The 17243-nt window shown below is 72.4% G+C and carries 18 protein-coding genes and 1 riboswitch; of the genes, 9 read left to right on the plus strand and 9 right to left on the minus strand.

Annotation, left to right across the window (positions count from 1 at the left end; genetic code table 11):
* Nucleotides 1-87: 87 nt before the first annotated feature.
* Entirely contained in the window at nt 88-507 is a 420-nt protein-coding gene (locus ACZ41I_RS10860; RefSeq protein WP_468513849.1) for a Zn-ribbon domain-containing OB-fold protein, read from the plus strand.
* 205 nt (nt 508-712) lie between these two features.
* Nucleotides 713-3499 (plus strand): alpha/beta hydrolase, encoded by a 2787-nt coding sequence (locus ACZ41I_RS10865; protein WP_468513850.1) that lies wholly within the window; start codon nt 713-715, stop codon nt 3497-3499.
* Nucleotides 3500-3520: 21 nt separating this feature from the next.
* On the opposite strand, the gene ACZ41I_RS10870 is transcribed toward ACZ41I_RS10865, so the two are convergent.
* Together ACZ41I_RS10870 and ACZ41I_RS10875 are read right to left on the minus strand one after the other, a co-directional pair.
* Complete coding sequence (locus ACZ41I_RS10870) at nt 3521-3907, minus strand: PPOX class F420-dependent oxidoreductase (protein ID WP_399769810.1); 387 nt, start codon at nt 3905-3907, stop codon at nt 3521-3523.
* Nucleotides 3908-3994: 87 nt separating this feature from the next.
* Entirely contained in the window at nt 3995-5188 is a 1194-nt protein-coding gene (locus ACZ41I_RS10875) for a MalY/PatB family protein (RefSeq protein ID WP_468513851.1), read from the minus strand.
* Nucleotides 5189-5334: 146 nt separating this feature from the next.
* On the opposite strand from ACZ41I_RS10875, the gene ACZ41I_RS10880 reads away from it, so the two are divergent.
* Together ACZ41I_RS10880 and ACZ41I_RS10885 are read left to right on the plus strand one after the other, a co-directional pair.
* Complete coding sequence (locus ACZ41I_RS10880) at nt 5335-6165, plus strand: SAM-dependent methyltransferase (RefSeq protein WP_399769816.1); 831 nt, start codon at nt 5335-5337, stop codon at nt 6163-6165.
* A gap of 140 nt (nt 6166-6305) precedes the next feature.
* A complete protein-coding gene (locus ACZ41I_RS10885) occupies nt 6306-7688 on the plus strand; it encodes a S1 family peptidase (protein ID WP_468513852.1) in 1383 nt (460 codons plus the stop codon).
* Between the two features lie 86 nt (nt 7689-7774).
* Here the strand turns inward: ACZ41I_RS10885 and ACZ41I_RS10890 are convergent, their stop codons facing one another.
* From ACZ41I_RS10890 to ACZ41I_RS10900, 3 genes are all read right to left on the minus strand, one after another.
* Nucleotides 7775-7960: a hypothetical protein gene (locus tag ACZ41I_RS10890; protein ID WP_363219821.1), complete on the minus strand. Its 186-nt coding sequence runs from the start codon at nt 7958-7960 to the stop codon at nt 7775-7777.
* A gap of 95 nt (nt 7961-8055) precedes the next feature.
* Entirely contained in the window at nt 8056-8751 is a 696-nt protein-coding gene (locus ACZ41I_RS10895) for a L,D-transpeptidase family protein (protein WP_363219822.1), read from the minus strand.
* Nucleotides 8752-8865: 114 nt separating this feature from the next.
* Nucleotides 8866-9516 carry a maleylpyruvate isomerase family mycothiol-dependent enzyme gene (locus ACZ41I_RS10900; protein ID WP_468513853.1) on the minus strand — a complete coding sequence of 217 codons (651 nt, stop codon included), beginning with the start codon at nt 9514-9516 and terminating at the stop codon, nt 8866-8868.
* An 84-nt stretch (nt 9517-9600) separates the two neighbouring features.
* On the opposite strand from ACZ41I_RS10900, the gene ACZ41I_RS10905 reads away from it, so the two are divergent.
* On the plus strand, nt 9601-10503 hold the full coding sequence (locus ACZ41I_RS10905) for a LysR family transcriptional regulator (RefSeq protein ID WP_363219824.1): 903 nt from the start codon (nt 9601-9603) through the stop codon (nt 10501-10503).
* A 244-nt stretch (nt 10504-10747) separates the two neighbouring features.
* Here ACZ41I_RS10905 and ACZ41I_RS10910 read toward each other — a convergent pair whose 3' ends face one another.
* Both ACZ41I_RS10910 and ACZ41I_RS10915 read right to left on the minus strand, forming a co-directional pair.
* Nucleotides 10748-11377, minus strand: coding sequence for an MBL fold metallo-hydrolase (locus ACZ41I_RS10910; protein ID WP_363219825.1), 630 nt, complete (start codon nt 11375-11377; stop codon nt 10748-10750).
* On the minus strand, nt 11377-12465 hold the full coding sequence (locus ACZ41I_RS10915) for an S-(hydroxymethyl)mycothiol dehydrogenase (RefSeq protein WP_468513854.1): 1089 nt from the start codon (nt 12463-12465) through the stop codon (nt 11377-11379). Before ACZ41I_RS10915 ends, ACZ41I_RS10910 begins: the two co-directional genes overlap by 1 nt.
* Nucleotides 12466-12728: 263 nt before the next feature.
* Here ACZ41I_RS10915 and ACZ41I_RS10920 point away from each other — a divergent pair, with 263 nt between their 5' ends.
* From ACZ41I_RS10920 to ACZ41I_RS10930, 3 genes are all read left to right on the plus strand, one after another.
* Nucleotides 12729-13514 carry an acyltransferase domain-containing protein gene (locus tag ACZ41I_RS10920; RefSeq protein ID WP_468513855.1) on the plus strand — a complete coding sequence of 262 codons (786 nt, stop codon included), beginning with the start codon at nt 12729-12731 and terminating at the stop codon, nt 13512-13514.
* A 156-nt stretch (nt 13515-13670) separates the two neighbouring features.
* Nucleotides 13671-14036, plus strand: coding sequence for a nuclear transport factor 2 family protein (locus tag ACZ41I_RS10925; protein ID WP_399769833.1), 366 nt, complete (start codon nt 13671-13673; stop codon nt 14034-14036).
* A 190-nt stretch (nt 14037-14226) separates the two neighbouring features.
* Nucleotides 14227-14307: riboswitch (ZMP/ZTP riboswitch) on the plus strand.
* Nucleotides 14308-14332: 25 nt separating this feature from the next.
* Nucleotides 14333-15181: a bifunctional 5,10-methylenetetrahydrofolate dehydrogenase/5,10-methenyltetrahydrofolate cyclohydrolase gene (locus tag ACZ41I_RS10930; RefSeq protein WP_468326313.1), complete on the plus strand. Its 849-nt coding sequence runs from the start codon at nt 14333-14335 to the stop codon at nt 15179-15181.
* Nucleotides 15182-15208: 27 nt separating this feature from the next.
* Here the strand turns inward: ACZ41I_RS10930 and ACZ41I_RS10935 are convergent, their stop codons facing one another.
* Together ACZ41I_RS10935 and ACZ41I_RS10940 are read right to left on the minus strand one after the other, a co-directional pair.
* A complete protein-coding gene (locus ACZ41I_RS10935; RefSeq protein WP_399769838.1) occupies nt 15209-16231 on the minus strand; it encodes a CU044_5270 family protein in 1023 nt (340 codons plus the stop codon).
* Nucleotides 16224-16907, minus strand: coding sequence for an RNA polymerase sigma factor (locus ACZ41I_RS10940; protein ID WP_363219831.1), 684 nt, complete (start codon nt 16905-16907; stop codon nt 16224-16226). The genes ACZ41I_RS10935 and ACZ41I_RS10940 overlap by 8 nt, the downstream gene beginning before the upstream one ends.
* On the opposite strand from ACZ41I_RS10940, the gene ACZ41I_RS10945 reads away from it, so the two are divergent.
* A partial coding sequence (locus ACZ41I_RS10945; protein WP_468513880.1) for a cbb3-type cytochrome c oxidase subunit I occupies nt 16906-17243 on the plus strand: 338 nt, incomplete at its 3' end. The genes ACZ41I_RS10940 and ACZ41I_RS10945 overlap by 2 nt on opposite strands.

A 17243-nucleotide genomic window follows, 5' to 3' on the forward strand; every position in this document is an offset into this window, starting at 1 on the left:
TGCACGGTGGCACGGCTGCCGCGCACGCGTGTGCCCGGTGCGCGCCGGACACGCGGGATTCCGGCCGAGCGCAGGGAGTTGACCAGCGTGTACCACCACTCAGCAAACGCCTCGCATCCGGCATCCGGCTCCGCGGCGGGAGTTCTCGATCCCGTCTCCGCGGACTCCAAGGAGGCCATCGTCTTCCAGCGGTGCACGTGGTGCGGCACCGCGATGTACCACCGGCTGCTGTGTCCGGTGTGCCAGGGCAGCGAGCTGCGCACGGAGCGCAGCGAGGGCGTCGGCACGGTCCGGCACTCCACCGTGGTGCACCGCAACACGCCCGCGGCACGCAATGTCTCGCTGATCGAGATGGCCGAGGGGTTCGTCGTACGGGGCCGGGTCATGGGTCCGCCGGTCGGCATCCACAGCGGAGACCGGGTCCGGCTGTCCACCGCCCAGGATCCGGTGCGCGGCGAGCCGGTCTTCCAGCTGCTGGACGAGGCCTACCGGAGCGCCTGGACCTGACGGCGCGGGGAGCGCCCCGGCGCGTCCGGTGGCCGAGGCGCGGATCCCGGCCGACTCGCCGGATCCACCCCCATTGCCGTAGTGGCCCGATCCGATCGACCACGTCTCCTTCACAGGCAACCCGCAAACTCCCCCTTCCGTCCTCCGGAAGCGAGGGGCTCCCGGGACGGATGGGAGCCCGAATTCGGGGGCTGAAGGAGGAACAGTGGTCCGTGCCCGGCGCATATGGGTGACCGCTGCCGCGTTGCTCGCGGTGGCGGGGGCATCCCCAGGGGCGGCAGTGGCCCAGGCTCAACCACCGTCACAGACAAGCGGGTCGACCTCCTCGGGGGACGGGACGCTGCCACCGGGGTGGCGGGTCGACGGCGGCCGGTCGGCGCCCCAGCTGGTGTGGCGGTCGGACCGGCCGGTGCCGATGGGTGACGCCAGGGTCGAATTCCGGTCGGACGGCCGGCTGTTGGGAGTGCCCCGGCCCGGTGCGGACGGGCGCACCTTCCGGCTGCCGCTGGACGGACACCGGGCCACGGCGCGGCGGGAGCTGGCGGGACTGCAGGTGTGGTCCGGTGGGCGCCGGCTGGACGCGCGGACCACCACCGGCGCGCCGGACAGACCCGGGGCCTCGTCCACGCCCCGGCCACCGGCCCCGCTGCCCGCGAACGAGGTCGATCCCGGCAAGCCCGGTCCGTACCGGACCCGGACCGGCGAGTACAGCCTGAACTCGGTGAAACTGCCGGGCCTTTCGGCGCCGGTGGAGATGCGGGGGGTGGTCGTCGCCCCGGTCGGCGCGTCCGGCAGACGTCCGCTCGCGCTGTTCCTGCACGGCCGCCACTTCACCTGCTACAAGGGCCAGGACATCACCGGCGACTGGCCGTGCAGGGCCGGCATGAAGCCCGTGCCGAGTCACCGCGGCTATCTGCGCGACCAGAAACTCCTCGCCTCCCAGGGCTATGTGACCGTCTCGGTCTCCGCCAACGGGATCAACGGCCAGGACTCCGCGGCCGAGGACGGCGGCGCGCAGGCCCGCTCCTCGCTGGTGCGGCTGCACCTGGCCCGGTGGGCGGACTGGGCCGCACACCCCGAGACCGCGCCGTCCGTCGTACGCCGGTCGCCCCGCGCCGATCTGTCGCGCGTGCTGCTCGTCGGGCATTCCCGGGGCGGCGAGGGTGTCGACCGGGCAGCCCTGGACAGCCTCTATCCGCCGCCCGCCGACCAGGACGGCGCTCCCGGCCCGGTCCGCTGGACCATCCGTGGCACCGTCCTCGTCGGCCCCACCGTCTTCGGCCAGAACCCGGTGCCCGACGTGCCGTCCGTGACGATCCTGCCCGGCTGCGACGGTGACGTCTCCGACCTGCAGGGCGAGATCTACGTCGACGGCACCCGCGCGGTCGGCAACGGCAGGGCGCTGCACAGTGCCGTGTACGTCATCGGCGCCGACCACAACTTCTTCAACTCCGAGTGGACGCCGGGCCAGGCCGCGGCCCCCGCCGAGGACGACTTCTCCGACGACCCGGACCACCCGGACCGGGTCTGCGGCAAGCACGCGGCGACCCGGCTCACCGCCGACCAGCAGCACCGGGCCGGTTCGACGTACATCGCGGCCGCCGCACGGCTGTTCCTCGCCGGCGACGACCGGGTGCGGCCGCTGCTGGACGGCTCCGGGAAGCGCGCCCCGTCGGCGGATCCGGCGCGGGTGCTCAGCCACGCGGTGGGCGCGCGCCGGGGTGCCGGGTTCCTTCCCGACGGCGGGGTGGCGGTGACCGGCGCCCGGCTGTGCGACGCGGTGGATCCCAGCCCGGCCAAGGCCTGTCTGGAGCAGGGCGCGAAGGGCGCGTCGCCGCACTTCGCGCGGTGGGAGACCGGCCGGGAGACCGGCCGGCACGCGATCGCGCTGCGCTGGACACGCGCCGGTGCCCCGGCCCGCATCAGCCTGCAGCAGCCCGTGTCACTGTCCGGCGCCAAGGCGCTGGCGCTGCGGCTGTTCGTGCCGCCGAACTCCCGGGGCACCCGGATGGACGTGTCCCTCACCGACACCTCCGGCCGTACGGCCGGGCTGGGCCGCATCAGTGCCGACGGGCTGCCCGGCAGCGAGCGGACCACGTCCTACTGGGCGCGCGAGTTCCGGGTGCCGCTGACGGCGGCCACCCGCGCCGGGCTGTCGCTCGGTTCGGTCAAGTCCCTGGAGCTGACGGCGCGTTCGGCGTCCGGGCAGGCCTGGCTGATGGACGCATGGGGCTGGCGGCCGGGAACGCCCGCGGCACAGGCGGCCCGGCTGCCCCGCGTGGACATCGGCCGCCGCACGGTGGACGAGGGTGACTCGGGCGTGCGCACCTACCGCGTTCCGGTGCGTGTGTCGGGCCACGGCAGCGGGCAGGTCCGGGTGTACGTCGTCGACCCGGCCACCGGGAAGGCCAAGGACCGGCTGGTGACGGTGCACCCCGGCGGCCATGACATCGACGTACCGGTCCAGGTGAAGGGCAACACCCGGTATGGCACGGACGTGACGTACGACGTCCTGGTCAAGGCGGTCCGCGGGGCGGTCGTCGGCTCCTACCGGGGCGGGATCACCGTCCACGACGACGATCCGGCTCCGGCGATGACCGTCACGCCGGTCGACGGCCGGGTCACGGAGGGGCACTCCCTGAAGTGGCGGCTGTCCCTGTCGAAGGCGGTCGACGTGGACATGAGCGCGATGTTCGCGGTGGTGCCGGCCACCGCGCCGGAGCTGTCCACGAAGGACGTCCCGGCGCGCTGGCTGCGGGACACCGCCGGGGCGAAGCCCGACCCGGAGCGGCCTCTTTCGAAGGTCGCCGGTCTCACCCTGTGGGTCGACATCCCGGCGGGGCGGACGAGCGCGGACATCACCGTGCCGACGGTGAAGGACCGGGTGAGGGAGCAGACGGAATCGGTGCGGTTCCAGCAGATCGACATGCAGACCGGTGAGCCGCGCCCCGATGGGCTGGTGCTGTCCGGATCGGTGCTGGACGCGTCGTAGCGGGCCGGTTCCGGGTGGCCCTCACTCGGCGAGGGTCACCCGGATGCCGACCGTGCCGTCCGTGCCGCGCCGCAGCCTGCTGCCGAGCAGGGTGAGGCGGCCGACGATGCCGTACTTGCGGGCGACGAGGTCCCGGTAGCGGGCGGTGGTGGCGGCGTCCGTGATCTCCGCGGTGGCCGGCAGCTGCTCGCCGGTGGGGTTGCCGCGCAGGTCACAGGGGCCGACGAGGACGTCGGGGCGGCGCCGTATCCGCTTGACCTTGAAGCTGTCGGCGGCGGTCCAGACCCCGAGGGTGTCACCGTCGCGGACCACCCAGACCGGAGTGGCGACCGGAGTGCCGTTCTTGCGGTAGCTGGTCACCAGCAGGTACTTGCCGGAGCCGAGCCGGTCCAGCCGCGTGTCGTCCATGCCGGGCAGTCTAGGAGGCCAGGCCGCTTCCGTGACCGCCCGGTCAGGCCGCCATGACTGCACCGTCAGGCTTCCATGACCGCACGTTCACGTGAGGGCCGCCGCCATGCGCCGTACGCCCTCGGTGAGGATCTCGGGAGAGGTCGCCAGGTTCAGCCGTACGTGCCCCGCGCCGCCGGTGCCGAAGGGCAGGCCCGAGCTGAGGGCGACCCTGCCGCGGTCGAGGAAGACCTGTGCGGGGTCGTCACCGAGGCCGAGGGCGCGGCAGTCGAGCCATGCCAGACAGGTGGCCTCGGCGGGCTGCGGGCGGATTGCGGGCAGGTGCTCGGTGAGCAGGGCCGCGAGCAGGGTCCGGTTGGCCTGCAGCCCGGCCAGCAGGGCGTCCAGCCAGCCGGTGCCCTCGCGCAGGGCGGCGGTGTGGGCGATGACGCCGATGTGGCTGGGACCGTGGCCGACCTCCTCGGGGAGCCGGTCGAGGTCGGCGGCGGCCTTCGGTCCGGCGAGGGCGACGGCGGCCTTGAGACCGGCCAGGTTCCAGCCCTTGGAGGCCGACATCAGGGACAGTCCGCTCTCGGCTCCGGGGACGCTCAGGTACGGCACGAAGGGGACGCCGGGGGTGACGAGCGGGGCGTGGATCTCGTCCGCGACGACCCGGACGCCGTACCGCTCGGCCAGGGCCGCGACGGCCGTCAGTTCGGCGGCGGTGTGGACGGTGCCGGTGGGGTTGTGCGGGCTGCACAGCAGGTAGGCGGCGCGCCGGGAAGCGGCGGGGCCGGCACCGGCGGTCGCCTGCCGGAACGCCTCCTCCAGCGCGGCCGGGTCGAGGCGCCGATCCGCGCCGAGCGGGGCTTCGACCACCCGGCGGTCCATGTGGGTGACGAACTGGAAGAACGGCGGATACACCGGCGGGTTGACGATCACGGGATCGCCGGGCCCGGTGACCAGTTTGATCATCTCGACCACGCCGAGCATCACGTCCGGCACGATCGCGGTGCGCTCGACGGCGATCCCGTCCCAGTTCCAGCGTGCGGCGGCGAACGCGGCCAGCGCCTCGGCGTAGGCGGTGCCCGCCGGGTACCCGGTGTCGCCGAGTGCGAGCGCGTCGGTCACGGCGCGGACCACGGGCCCGGCGAGCGGTACGTCCATCTCGGCCACCCACAGCGGCAGCACGTCCTCGGGGTAGGTGCGCCATTTCATGCTCGTACGACGGCGCAGCTGCTCCAGGCCGAGGGCGCGCAGCGGGTCGCCTTCGCCGGGAGTGCCGTGCGGGATGCTCGTCATGAGGCTCACGATAGGGGCTGCGGGGGCAGCGGGCACGGGCGGAAATCGGGGACGCGCGGGGCGGAGATCAACTCGGGCGTCTAGATTGCGTCTTGCACGGTGCAACCCTCGTCAGGCATCTCATCCGTATCCAGGAGCTGACCCACGTGACCGACAACCCGGCAGCCACCGACGACGTGGCCGTGTCGCTGCGCGCCCGTATCAACACCGGCCAGCCGCACACCGCCCGGATCTGGAACTACTGGCTCGGCGGCAAGGACAACTACGAGGTCGACCGCGCGGCCGGCGACCAGATCCGCCAACTGCACCCGGGCATCGGCGAGTACGCGCGCGCCGACCGGCTGTTCCTCGGCCGGGCCGTACGCCACCTGGTCGGTGAGGCCGGCATCCGGCAGTTCCTGGACATCGGCACCGGGCTGCCCACCGCCGACAACACGCACGAGGTCGCCCAGCGCATCGCGCCCGAGTCGCGGATCGTGTACGTCGACAACGACCCGCTGGTCCTCGCGCATGCGCGTGCCCTGCTGACGAGCACGCAGGAGGGCCGTACGGACTATCTGGACGAGGATCTGCGCAACGTCGACGCGATCCTCGAACACGCGGCGAAGACACTGGACTTCAGTGAGCCGGTGGCGCTGATGCTGCTCGGCGTGGTCATCTTCATCGGCGACGAAGAGGATCCGTACGGTCTGGTACGGCAGTTGACGGACCGGCTGCCGGCGGGCAGTCACCTGGTGCTGTCGCACACCGTCACCCACCCGTCGATGCCGGACGTGGACGAGGCGGTGAGGTTCTGGAACGAGCACGGCACACCGAAGCTGACCCAGCGCACGCCCGAGGACGTGGCCCGGTTCTTCGACGGTCTCGAACTGCTGGAGCCGGGTGTCGTGTCCTGCTCGCGCTGGCGCCCCGAGCACGACCACGGGGCCGAGCCGGAGGAGGTCGCGATGTTCGGCGGGGTGGCCCGCAAGAACTGAACCCGGGCAGCACAGATCCCGGCCGGCGGTGAACGCGGCGGCTGCGGGCCGCGTATGGAGGTGCGGGCCCTCGACGACCCGAGGGCCTCGCGCCGCCGGCCCTCGGCAGCGCGCGTACGGTTCGGCTTCGGGAGCCCTGCATGCGGCACGCACGACGACGGATCGTCAGGCGGGTGACACGCCTGGCGGCGGTCGGCGGACTCCTCCTGGGGGGCGCGATGGTCGCCCAGGCGGCCATGGCGAGCGAGACGCCTCCGGCCGCCGCCAGACCGCTCGCCTCGGCCGCCGGCCGCGCGGACCCCGGCGCCACGCTGGTGGCGCGGCTGGGCACGGCACGGACGGCGGGCAACTGGATCGGCGCCGACGGGCGGCCGGTCGTGGCGGTGACCGACGAGGCGGCGGCGCGGGAGGTACGGCGCGCGGGAGCAGCGGCGAAGGTCGTGTCGCACAGCATGGACGAACTCAGGTCGGCCACGGCCGCGTTGCGTGCGGCGCCGCGCGTGGCGGGCACCGCGTGGGCGGTGGACTACCGCACCAACCGGGTCGTGGTGCGCGCGGACAGCACGGTGTCCGCCGGGGACTGGTCCCGGATGAGCCACGTCGCCGCGGGGATCGGCGGCTTTGTGCGGATGGAGCGCATGAAGGGCACGTTCACCACGCGGCTGAACGGTGCCCAGCCGATCCTGTCGACCGGTGGCCGCTGCTCGGCGGGGTTCAACGTGACCAACGGGCAGAGCGACTTCATTCTCACCGCCGGTCACTGCGGTCCCGCGGGATCGACGTGGTTCGCCGACAACCAGGGCAACCAGCAGCTGGGCCGTACGGTGAACAGCGCCTTTCCCGGTACTGACTTCTCGCTGGTGCAGTACGCCTCCGGGAAGGCCGGTGACGGCGCCGATGTCGTCGCGATCGGCGGCGGCAACGGGGTGCGGATCACGGGTGTCGCCGATGCGGCGGTAGGGCAGCGGGTCTTCCGCAGCGGCAGCACCAGCGGTCTGCACGACGGGACGGTCACCGCGTTGAACGCGACCGTCAACTATCCCGAGGGGACGGTCACCGGACTCATCGAGACCAATGTGTGCGCCGAACCCGGCGACAGCGGCGGTCCGCTGTTCTCCGACGGGATCGCGCTCGGTGTCACCTCGGGCGGCAGCGGTGACTGCACGACGGGCGGGACGACGTTCTTCCAGCCGGTGACCAAGGCGATGACGGCGCTGAACGTCAAGCTGATCGTGTCCGCGCAGAACGCCGGTGCCGCGGGGCAGGGCTCCGCCTCCCCCGCGCCGTCCGCCTCGGCCGCGCAGGGTGCGGTCGCACCGAGCGCGGCCTCGCCCGGCTCCTCGGCACCGGTGACGGGCACAGCGGGGCAGACCCTCCTGGCGCGGCTGACGGACACCCGGAACGTCGGCCCCGGGCTGCTGGTGATCGCGGGCAGCCTGATCGCGCTGGTGGCGACCCGCTACATCCGGGCGGAGCAGGACCGCAAGGCGTATCAGCGGTACTACTCGGCGACCTGGGGCTGAGGAAGCCCTGGAGGTGGTGTGCGAAGGGCACCCGTGCGCTCACGGGTGCCCTGGTACGGATTTCGGTGCGGTCCGCGCGAGGTCGGTCAGGCCGCCCGCTGCGACCGCGGGGTCGCGGCGGCCCACTCCATCACGAGGCGCTGGTACTGCGCGCGCTGCTCGGTGGTCAGTGTCCCGCCCGACCGGCGCCACAGGGCCCTGATCTCCTCGTTGACCTCCGCGGCCGATCGCTCGGGGGCGGCTTCAACAGTGGTGGACATGCTGTGAAGCATATGCCGACCGGCGTGAAGACGCTGTGAGCAAGCGCACCCGATACGGACATTCCGGACCGTGTTGCTCATCACGTCAATGTGCCGGCCCCGACTGCTCAGGTGCCCGGCTTGCGGCCGTAGACGAAGACGTCGTCGCCCGTCCTCAGCAGCGACCAGTACGCCTTCGCGTTCTTGGTGGTCATGTTGACGCAGCCGTGCGAGCCCGGCGGGTTCCACATGCTCAGGTTGACGGAGTGGAAGGCCTGGCCGCCGTCGAAGAACTGGCTGTAGGGCATCGGCACGTTGTAGAGGTTCGAGACGTGATCGATGTCCCGCCAGTAGATCTTCTTCAGGCCGGTGCGGGTGGTGTAGCCCTTGCGGCCGGTGCGCACGGGGACGGGGCCGTAGACGAGCTTCTTGCCGTCCTGGATCCAGCTGAGCTGGAGCGTGAGGTTCACGCAGGCGATCCGGCCCTTGTTCACCGGGCACGCGCCGTCCTTGTTTGGGTTGTTCCCGACGGCCTTCTGCTTGTTCATGAGGTCCATCACGCCCCAGGTGACCGGTCCGGCGTAGCCGACGGCGGGTGTGATGCCGTGCTTGTTCTGGAAGGCCTGGATGGCCGTGCAGTCGGCGGCGGACTGCTTGCCGTCGACCGGCCGGCCGAGGAACTTCTCCACCTGCCTTTGGTACGGCCCCGTCTGCGAGGTGCAGCTCGCGGCCTGGGCCGGTGCCGCGGTGAGCGCCAGTGTGAGCGGTGCCACCAGTGCCGTGACGCCGAGCGCGACGACACCTCGTCTGCGTACGTCCCCCATGTGCATTCTTCTTCTCCCCTTGTCGCCCAGGGCCTGCCCCGGGTGCCTCCCTGCGCGATTCCCGCAATGTCGGACTACTAGACCTGCGAGGGGGCGTGGGGGTTGCGTTTCCGGTCAGGCTGTGACGAATCGGTGAACTTCGTCACCGTGCAGCCGCCCGGCGGGGAGCCTGCGGCCGTAGGCGACCAGCAGTAGGTCCTGGCCGCGGCCGTACAGGGGCGCGCCCGAGCCGAAGGACCAGTCGAGGTCGTCCGCGCACAGCCGTACGCCGGTGAGGTCGGTGCCGAAGACACGGAAGGCGCGCGGGTCGATCGCGTCGAGGAGGATCCGCAGCCGGTCCGCGGGGATGTCGCGCTCCAGCCCGAGGGCGACGGTGACGTCCAGGCCGTGGACGACGTCATGGCCGAGGGCCGCGGTGAGGCCGCCGATGGGGGGCGTCCAGGGGTGGTGGGCGTGGGTACGCAGGAAGGCGGCGAGTTCCGCGTCGGAGTGGGCGGTCGCGTCGCGGCGGGCGAGCCGGTCGGTCGTACGGTGCAGGCTGCCGCGCGCCTGCACCAGTTCCCACAGCACCCGCGCGGTCGGGTGGCGGAACCCCATCGACATGTGTGCGACGACCTCGCGTACCCGCCAGCCCGCGCACAGGCTGGGTGCGTCCCACTGGCCGGGCGTCAACGTCTCGAAGAGATCGGCCAGTTCTCGTCGTTCGGCGGCGATGGCGGCGGCCGTGGTGGCGGCGTCCGCCGCGGTGCGTGCTGCTTTCCCCATGACTCCAGGGTGTTGGCGGAGGAGCCGGAAGTCCAAGACATGCTGTGTCTCGCATCTAGCATGATCGGTTATGGAGTTGCGGGTATGGAGTTGAGGCAGCTGCGGTACTTCGTGACCGTGGTGGAGGAGGCCGGGTTCACGCGGGCCGCCGAGCGGTTGCATCTGGCCCAGCCGGGGTTGAGCGCGCAAATACGGCAGTTGGAGCGGGAGTTGGGGCAGCCGTTGCTGGACCGCTCGGGCCGCTCGGTCCGGCCGACGGAGGTGGGTGAGGCGGTCCTGCCGTACGCGCGGGCCGCACTCGCGGCCGTCGAGGGGGTACGGCAGACGGTGCAGGAGTACACGGGACTGCTGCGCGGCCGGGTCGCCGTCGGTCTCGTCCCCGGCACCCTCGCGCACGCCTTCGACGTGGCCGGGCAGCTGGCGGGCTTCCATGAAGCACACCCTCGGGTGGAGGTCACCCTCACCGAGGACACCTCGGAGCGGATGCTGGCCGCGCTGCGCCGGGGCGAGCTGGACCTGGCCGTGATCGGTGTGGCCGGTACGGCGCCGCCGGCGGGCATCGGGCTGCACGTGGTGATCGACGAACCGCTGGTCGCGGCGGCCGTGCCCGGACACCCCCTGTTCGTCGAGTACGACGGCGCCGATGCCGTTCCGCCGGCGGCTCTGCGCGGGCACCGGCTGATCAGTCTGCCGCGCGGAACGGGGATGCGCGGGGTACTGGAGCGGCTGTGCGCCGAGGCGGGCTTCCAGCCGCAGATCGCGGTGGAGGCGGCGACCCCGGACGCGCTGCGCCGGCTGGCGGCTCGCGGCCTCGGGGTCGCCGTCCTGCCGGGTCTCGACCCCCGGCCGGGCCTCATCACCCTGCCCTTGGCCGACCCCCGCGCCCGCGGTCGGGTGGCCCTGGCGTGGCGCTCGGAGGGCCCCATGCTGCCGGCGGCGCGAGAGCTGCTGGGGCGGCTGCGGAAGGGAATGGGTGGGGGTGGATGAGCGCCGTGTCCCTGACCGTTGCGGGGTGCGGGTGCGTCGTGCTTGCGCGCGCAGTTTCCTGACGAAGACGTCCAGGCGGCCCCTTGTTCGCGGTCGGTGCGGTCCACCGGGGCGCTCCCGAGCCCGGCGCCACCTTGGTCTTGAGCGGTCCTGGCGTGTCCGGCCTCCCGTGTGCTTCGGCTGCTGTCGCCGTTCGCCGGCGCGGGAGAGCCGGACATCCTCTGTCGGGGTTGCCGGCGGGTTCTCAGTGTCCGCGCCGGATCCATTCCTCCAGGTGGGGTGCCTCGGCGCCGATGGTGGTGGCGTCGCCGTGGCCGGTCAGGACCTTGGTCTCCGGGGGGAGGGTGAGGAGCCGGTCGCGGATCGAGTCGATGATCGTCGGGAAGTGGGAGTAGGAGCGTCCGGTGGCGCCCGGGCCGCCCTGGAAGAGGGTGTCACCGGTGAAGACGGTGCCGAGCCCGGGGTCGTACAGGCAGACCGCGCCGGGGGCGTGGCCGGGGGTGTGCAGCACGGTCAGGTCGGCGCCGGCCGCCTCGATGACCTGGCCGTCCAGGAGATGCCGGTCGGGGTCGCGGTCGGGGTGGGTCTGCTTCCACAGCGGCAGGTCGTCGGGGTGCAGCCAGATGGTGGCGCCGGTGAGGTCGGCGAGTGCCGGTGCGGCGTTGACGTGGTCGTTGTGGGCGTGCGTGCACACGATGGCGATCAGGCGCCGGTCGTCGACGGCGCGGGCGATGGCCTCGGCGTCATGGGCGGCGTCGATGACGATCACCTCCCGTTCGTCGCCGACGATCCACACGTTGTTCTCGACGTCCCAGGTGCCGCCGTCGAGGGTGAACTGCCCGGAGGTGACGAGGCGTTCGATGCGCACGGTCATCAGAGCACCACCACCGAACGCAGCACATCACCGTGGTGCATCCGCTCGAACGCCTTCTCCACCTCGTCCAGTTCGATGGTCTCGGTGACGAACGCGTCGAGCGGCAGCCGGCCCTGCAGGTGCAGGTCGATCAGCATGGGGAAGTCCCGGGAGGGCAGGCAGTCGCCGTACCAGCTGGACTTCAGGGCGCCGCCGCGTCCGAACACGTCCAGCAGGGGAAGTTCGAGCTTCATCTCGGGCGTGGGGACGCCGACGAGGACGACCGTGCCGGCGAGGTCGCGGGCGTAGAAGGCCTGCTGGTATGTCTCCGGGCGGCCGACGGCCTCGATGACGACGTCGGCGCCGAAGCCGCCGGTCAGCTCGCGGATCGCCGCGACCGGGTCGGTCTCCTTGGAGTTGACGGTGTGCGTGGCGCCCAGGGTGCGGGCCTTTTCCAGCTTGCGGTCGTCGATGTCGACGGCGATGATCTTCGCCGCGCCGGCGAGGTTCGACCCGGCGATGGCCGCGTCGCCGACCCCGCCGCACCCGATGACCGCGACACTGTCGCCGCGGCCGACGCCGCCGGTGTTGATCGCGGCACCGATCCCGGCCATGACGCCGCAGCCCAGCAGGCCGGCGACCGCCGGGGAGACGGCCGGGTCGACCTTGGTGCACTGGCCGGCGGCGACGAGGGTCTTCTCGGCGAACGCGCCGATACCGAGGGCCGGGGAGAGCTCCTGCCCGGTGGCCGCGAGGGTCATCCTCTGCCGGGCGTTGTGGGTGTTGAAGCAGTACCAGGGCCGGCCGCGCAGACACGCCCGGCAATTCCCGCACACGGCACGCCAGTTGAGGATGACGAAGTCACCGGGTGCCACATCGGCCACGCCGTCGCCGACCGCCTCCACGACACCGGCGGCCTCGTGGCCGAGCAGGAAGGGGAAGTCGTCCGAGATGCCGCCCTGCTTGTAGTGCAGGTCGGTATGACAGACTCCGCAGGCCTGCACGCGCACCACGGCCTCGCCGGGTCCCGGATCCGGCACCACGATCGTCTCGACCCGTACGGGCTCGTCCTTGCCCGGTGCGATCACGCCGCGTACTTCCTGCGCCATTCTCTGGCCCTTTCCTCGGTTGCCTTCCCTGCCGACCCTACGCGCGAGGGATCGACGGCGGGACGTTCCACGGCGATGACCGTGGATCTTTCCGGCCGCCGGGCGAAGCGGCCGGGCGAAGCGGCGGGCCCTCACCCTGCGGGAAGGGTTCAAATTCAGTAAGAATTTGACCGAATAACGTCATTCTATGATGGCAATCTTTTTGCAGGCTGCGGGAGTTTGCCTGGTGTGTGCACCCGACCCGGCCGTGCCTCAATGGGGGCATGCCTGTCGACGGCCGCACCGGACGTACCGCATTCCTGTTCTCGGCCGGCGCCGCACCGCGGCCCGGTACGGCGTGTGAACTCCGGGACGCCTTCCCGGTGTTCGCCGACGCGCTCGACGAGATCTGCGCCCGCCTCGATCCGTATCTCGAACTCCCGCTGCACTGCGTGATGTGCGCGGCCGACGGTACGCGCACGGCCGCACTGCTGGACCGGGAGTCGTTCGCCGGGCCGGCCCTCTTCGCACTCCAGGCGGCGCAGTACCGGCTGCTGCGCAGTTGGGGCGTCCGTCCTGACGTGGTGTTCGGGCACGCGTCCGGGCGGATGGCCGCCGCGTACGCCGCGGGTGTGTTCTCCCTGGCGGAGGCCTGTCACGCGGTCGGTACCCTGGCCCGCCTGCTGGGCGGCCCGCCGGCGCGGGGGCCGCGCTCCGCCGGGCCGGACGGCATCCTCGCCGCGTACGGCCGTACCCTCGCCACGCTCCACCCGCGGGCGCCGCGTCTCCCCCTGGTCTGCGACGTCACGGCCCGGCCGGTGGGTGTCGAGACCGCCGATCCGGAGTTCTGGGTGCGGCGCGCTCCGCTGCGTTTCGCGGAGGCCGTCGGCCTGCTGCACCGCGGCGGGGTCCGCACCTGGTGGGAACTGGGCCCCGCGGACCAGCTCACCCGCCTGCTCCCGGACTGCCTCACGGGCTGTCTCCCGGGCGGCACGACCGCGGCCTTCGCGCTGTCCCGGGACTGGGCACTGCTGCGGTCGGGGCCGAGCACCGGCCCGCAAGAGCCGTGACGGGGGCGGGGCCGAGCGTACGGGCCCGCAAGGGCCGTTGCCAGGCGAAGGCGTACGGCTGCGCTTGCCGTGGCCGCCGGGCCGGAGGAACCTCGAAGGGTGGGGGTCCGCGTGGTCCGCGCCCCGCCGGGCCGCGGGCGCCCGAAGGAGGTCACCATGGGCACCGCGACAGGTTCCGCCTTCGACACCGAGGCACTGCGCCGGGGCATAGAAGGGAACACCGGGAACACCCTTCTGTCGCTCTACGCCGACGACGCGGAGATCCGCATCGTCGACCACAACCACCAGCCCAGCCACCCCACCGTGCTGCGCGGCCGGGGTCAGATCGCCGAGTTGCTGGACGACATCTACAGCCGCGACATGACACACAAGCTGGACCAGTGCGTGGTGCAGGGCGACCACGCCGCCTTCACCGAGTCCTGCCAGTACGGGGACGGCACCCGGGTCCTCGCCGAGTCGATGGTCACCTTGCGTGACGGCAAGATAGCCAGTCAGTTGCTCATCCAGGCCTGGGACGAGTAGGCCTGGGACGAGTAGCCGCGCACACCGGCATGACAGACGCCGGAAGGAGATTCTCCACGGTCCAGGTCACCTCCGGGCTGACCTGGACCTTCTCTGCCCGCACGGCCCTCGGGCGGATGCCCGGGGCGCATCCGCGAAAGCTGCCGGCTTCCGGGCGGGCCGAAGGGCATGCGGGTGCTCGGTTACGCTGTACCCGGGCCGTGACTGGCGCTGAGGTGGAGTACCACCGGGGAGCGGTCCGTGGTGGATGCCGCGCGCCTGGGCGAGAGAGTCGATCCAGCTCAGGAGTGTGCAGCATGACCCAGGCCCGTCTCATGGACGGCACCGCCCTCGCCCGCCGTATCGTCGAGGACACCGCGAAGAAGGCCGCCGGCCTCACCGCCCGGACCGGCACCGCGCCCTGTCTCGCGACCGTGCTCGTCGGCGAGGACCCGGCGTCCGTGACCTACGTCCGCATGAAGCAGAACCGCTGCCGCAAGGCCGGTATCGAGTCCCGGCACGTGGCCCTGCCCGCCACCACGACCACCGGCGAACTCGTCGGCGCGCTGCGGGAGTTGTCGGCCGACCCGACCGTGCACGGCATCCTGCTCCAGCACCCGGCCGGCAAGCACATCGACGAGCGGGCCGCGTTCGAGGCGATCGCTCCGGAGAAGGACGTCGACGGCGTCACCTTCGCCTCGTTCGCCACGATGAGCTTCGGCCTGCCGGGCTTCGTCTCCTGCACGCCCGGCGGCATCCTGCGGCTGCTGGACGAGTACGGCGTCGATCCCGCCGGGAAGCGGGCCGTGGTCGTGGGCCGCAGCGCGATCCTCGGCAAGCCGGTGGGCATGCTGCTCCTGGCCCGGGACGCGACCGTGACGTACTGCCACTCGCGGACGGCGGACCTGTCGGCGGCGGTCCGGGAGGCGGACATCGTGGTCGCCGCGGTGGGCCGGCCGCGGCTGATCCGCGGTCAGGACATCAAGCCGGGCGCGGTGGTGATCGACGCCGGTTACAACCCGGGGAACGTCGGCGACGTCGACTTCGACTCCGCGGTGGAGCGGGCCTCGCTGATCACGCCGGTGCCGGGCGGTGTCGGCCCCATGACGATCGCCACCCTGCTGGAGCAGACCGTCGAGGCCGCCGCCCGGCAGCTCGGTGCATGAGGTCGGCGCAGAAGGTGAGCGCTGAGGTCAGCGCATCCAGGCGCTGTATCCCATGACATCTCCGGCCTTCACGCCGTACTCGGGGTCGTCCTTGACGAAGGTGGCCTCCATGCCGAGGACAGCGCCGGTGCGCGGTTCCAGGATCAGCATGCGCCGGACGGTGCCGGCGTCGTACACATAGGCCTGGCCGGGGCGGCCGAGCCGGTCGGTCACCTGCCCGGCCGGCCGCAGCCCGTGGGCCTGCGCGAACACCCGGACGAGAGCCGCCGACTCGCGGGCACCGAGGGTCCAGTTGTCGAGCAGTTCCCCGACGGCGTCGAAGAGTTCGCCGGTGCTCAGCGGGGCCGTGCCGCGGTTGATCCCGGGGCGGGCGATCTCGGTGAGATAGGCGCGCAGGGCCGCCGCGGTGTGCGGCGGGGGCGCCTCGGGCGGGGCGTCGCTCCAGCTCGGCGGGTAGGTGGTCCGGCTCAGCACATGACCGTCCGTCACGAGGCGTGGCTCGTCGCCCTCGTCGGTGAGGACGGGGCGGCCGGGTGTGCGCGGGTCGGTCGCCACGACGAGTTCGGTGTGACTGGCGTCCGCCCGCCAGCGCACCACACGTTCCTCGGGGAGGGTGACGGGCGGCTCGTCGTCGCTCATGCCGAGGGCCCACACCTGCACATGCGTCCCCTTGCGCAGGCTCGGCGAGCCGTCCGCCGCGGCCGCGTCGGCCAGCGCCGTCATGTCCTTCAGGGGTACGGGCGTGGAGTGGACCTGGACGGCCAGCGGGCGCGGCGCGGCGACGGCCGCGGGAGTGCTCGCCCCACCGAGCAGAGCGGTGAGGGCGGTCACGAGGACGACGGCGGTGGCGGCGAGGCCCCAGGCCAGCCGGGCGCGTGGGGTACGACCGGGCAGCGGCGCAAGCAGCCTTGCGCGGCGCGATGGGCGTTCCTCGCCCAGCAGCCGGTCGAGATGCCGCTGGGCGCGGTGGTCGAGCGGTCCGTCGCCGAAGTGGGGGCCGTCGGCCCGTACCGGGTTGGCGCGACGCAGGAGTTCGAGGTCGTCAGGCATGTCGGTGGTCCTTGCTGAGGTTCGCGCCGTGGACGCTCGCAGCGCGTGGCGGGCGCGGGCCGTGACCGTGCTCCTGCGCGGGCGTCGCGCGGGCGGTGGTCACAGCATGCACGGTGTCGGGTCGTCCGTCGGCCGGCAGCGGCGTCGCGGCCGGTGGCGGGTCGGCCGCCGATGCGGGGCGTATCCGATCGATCTGGACACGGAGGCGGTTCCGGGCCCGGTGCAGACGCATGGCTGCCGCCCGTGTGCCGCAGCCCAGGACGACCGCGATCTCGTCGGTGCCGAGTTCCTCCCAGGCCGTGAGGCGCAGCACCTCCTGGTCCGCCGGGGACAGCCGGGCCAGCGCCTCGTGCACCCAGGCGCCGGGGCCCTCCGCATCGGGGCTGTCCACGACGTGCCGGCCGTGCGCGGCCTCGTCGTTGCCCAGTCGGTGCAGCAGCCGTCGCCTGCGGCCGTAGCCGCGTATCGCGTTCGCCAGGCAGTTGCGGGCCACCCCGTACAACCAGGGCAGCGGCGCGTCCGGGAGGTCGCGCCGCCGTCGCCAGGCGACCGTGAACACCTCCGCCACCACTTCCTCCACCTCGTCGGCCCGCCCGGGCAGTCGCCGCGCGACATAGCGGCTGACCGCCCAGTAGTGCTCGCGATAGGCAGCGGCGAAGATCTCGTCGTTGCTCATGTTCGGTTCGTGTCCGGCACCGCCCGGATCGTCACACCCTTCTTCCGTGATGCTCATCGCGTCGTCCGAGTGTGACCGGTGGGCGGGGCGTGGACACAGGCGGGGCGTGAACAGGATCAGAGACATCAGGGGCATCAGGGCGGTGCGGTGGCTCACCACCACCGATCACAAGACGATCGGCACGCTCTATCTGGCGACGTCGTTCGCGTTCTTCCTGATCGGCGGCGTGATGGCGCTGATCATGCGCGCCGAGCTGGCCCGTCCGGGCCTGCAGATCATGTCGAACGAGCAGTTCAACCAGGCGTTCACGATGCACGGCACGATCATGCTGCTGAT

Source organism: Streptomyces sp. NPDC030799, assembly GCF_055572255.1.

Bases quoted from the DNA above. Each gene is read 5' to 3' on its own strand.
- ACZ41I_RS10915 (WP_468513854.1), bottom strand. From the start codon at position 12,465: ATGGCGCAGGAAGTACGCGGCGTGATCGCACCGGGCAAGGACGAGCCC.
- ACZ41I_RS10890 (WP_363219821.1), bottom strand. From the start codon at position 7,960: ATGCTTCACAGCATGTCCACCACTGTTGAAGCCGCCCCCGAGCGATCG.
- ACZ41I_RS10870 (WP_399769810.1), bottom strand. From the start codon at position 3,907: ATGGACGACACGCGGCTGGACCGGCTCGGCTCCGGCAAGTACCTGCTG.
- ACZ41I_RS10925 (WP_399769833.1), top strand. From the start codon at position 13,671: ATGGGCACCGCGACAGGTTCCGCCTTCGACACCGAGGCACTGCGCCGG.
- ACZ41I_RS10930 (WP_468326313.1), top strand. From the start codon at position 14,333: ATGACCCAGGCCCGTCTCATGGACGGCACCGCCCTCGCCCGCCGTATC.
- ACZ41I_RS10875 (WP_468513851.1), bottom strand. From the start codon at position 5,188: ATGACGAGCATCCCGCACGGCACTCCCGGCGAAGGCGACCCGCTGCGC.
- ACZ41I_RS10885 (WP_468513852.1), top strand. From the start codon at position 6,306: ATGCGGCACGCACGACGACGGATCGTCAGGCGGGTGACACGCCTGGCG.
- ACZ41I_RS10905 (WP_363219824.1), top strand. From the start codon at position 9,601: ATGGAGTTGAGGCAGCTGCGGTACTTCGTGACCGTGGTGGAGGAGGCC.
- ACZ41I_RS10940 (WP_363219831.1), bottom strand. From the start codon at position 16,907: ATGAGCAACGACGAGATCTTCGCCGCTGCCTATCGCGAGCACTACTGG.
- ACZ41I_RS10920 (WP_468513855.1), top strand. From the start codon at position 12,729: ATGCCTGTCGACGGCCGCACCGGACGTACCGCATTCCTGTTCTCGGCC.
- ACZ41I_RS10900 (WP_468513853.1), bottom strand. From the start codon at position 9,516: ATGGGGAAAGCAGCACGCACCGCGGCGGACGCCGCCACCACGGCCGCC.
- ACZ41I_RS10910 (WP_363219825.1), bottom strand. From the start codon at position 11,377: ATGACCGTGCGCATCGAACGCCTCGTCACCTCCGGGCAGTTCACCCTC.
- ACZ41I_RS10935 (WP_399769838.1), bottom strand. From the start codon at position 16,231: ATGCCTGACGACCTCGAACTCCTGCGTCGCGCCAACCCGGTACGGGCC.
- ACZ41I_RS10895 (WP_363219822.1), bottom strand. From the start codon at position 8,751: ATGGGGGACGTACGCAGACGAGGTGTCGTCGCGCTCGGCGTCACGGCA.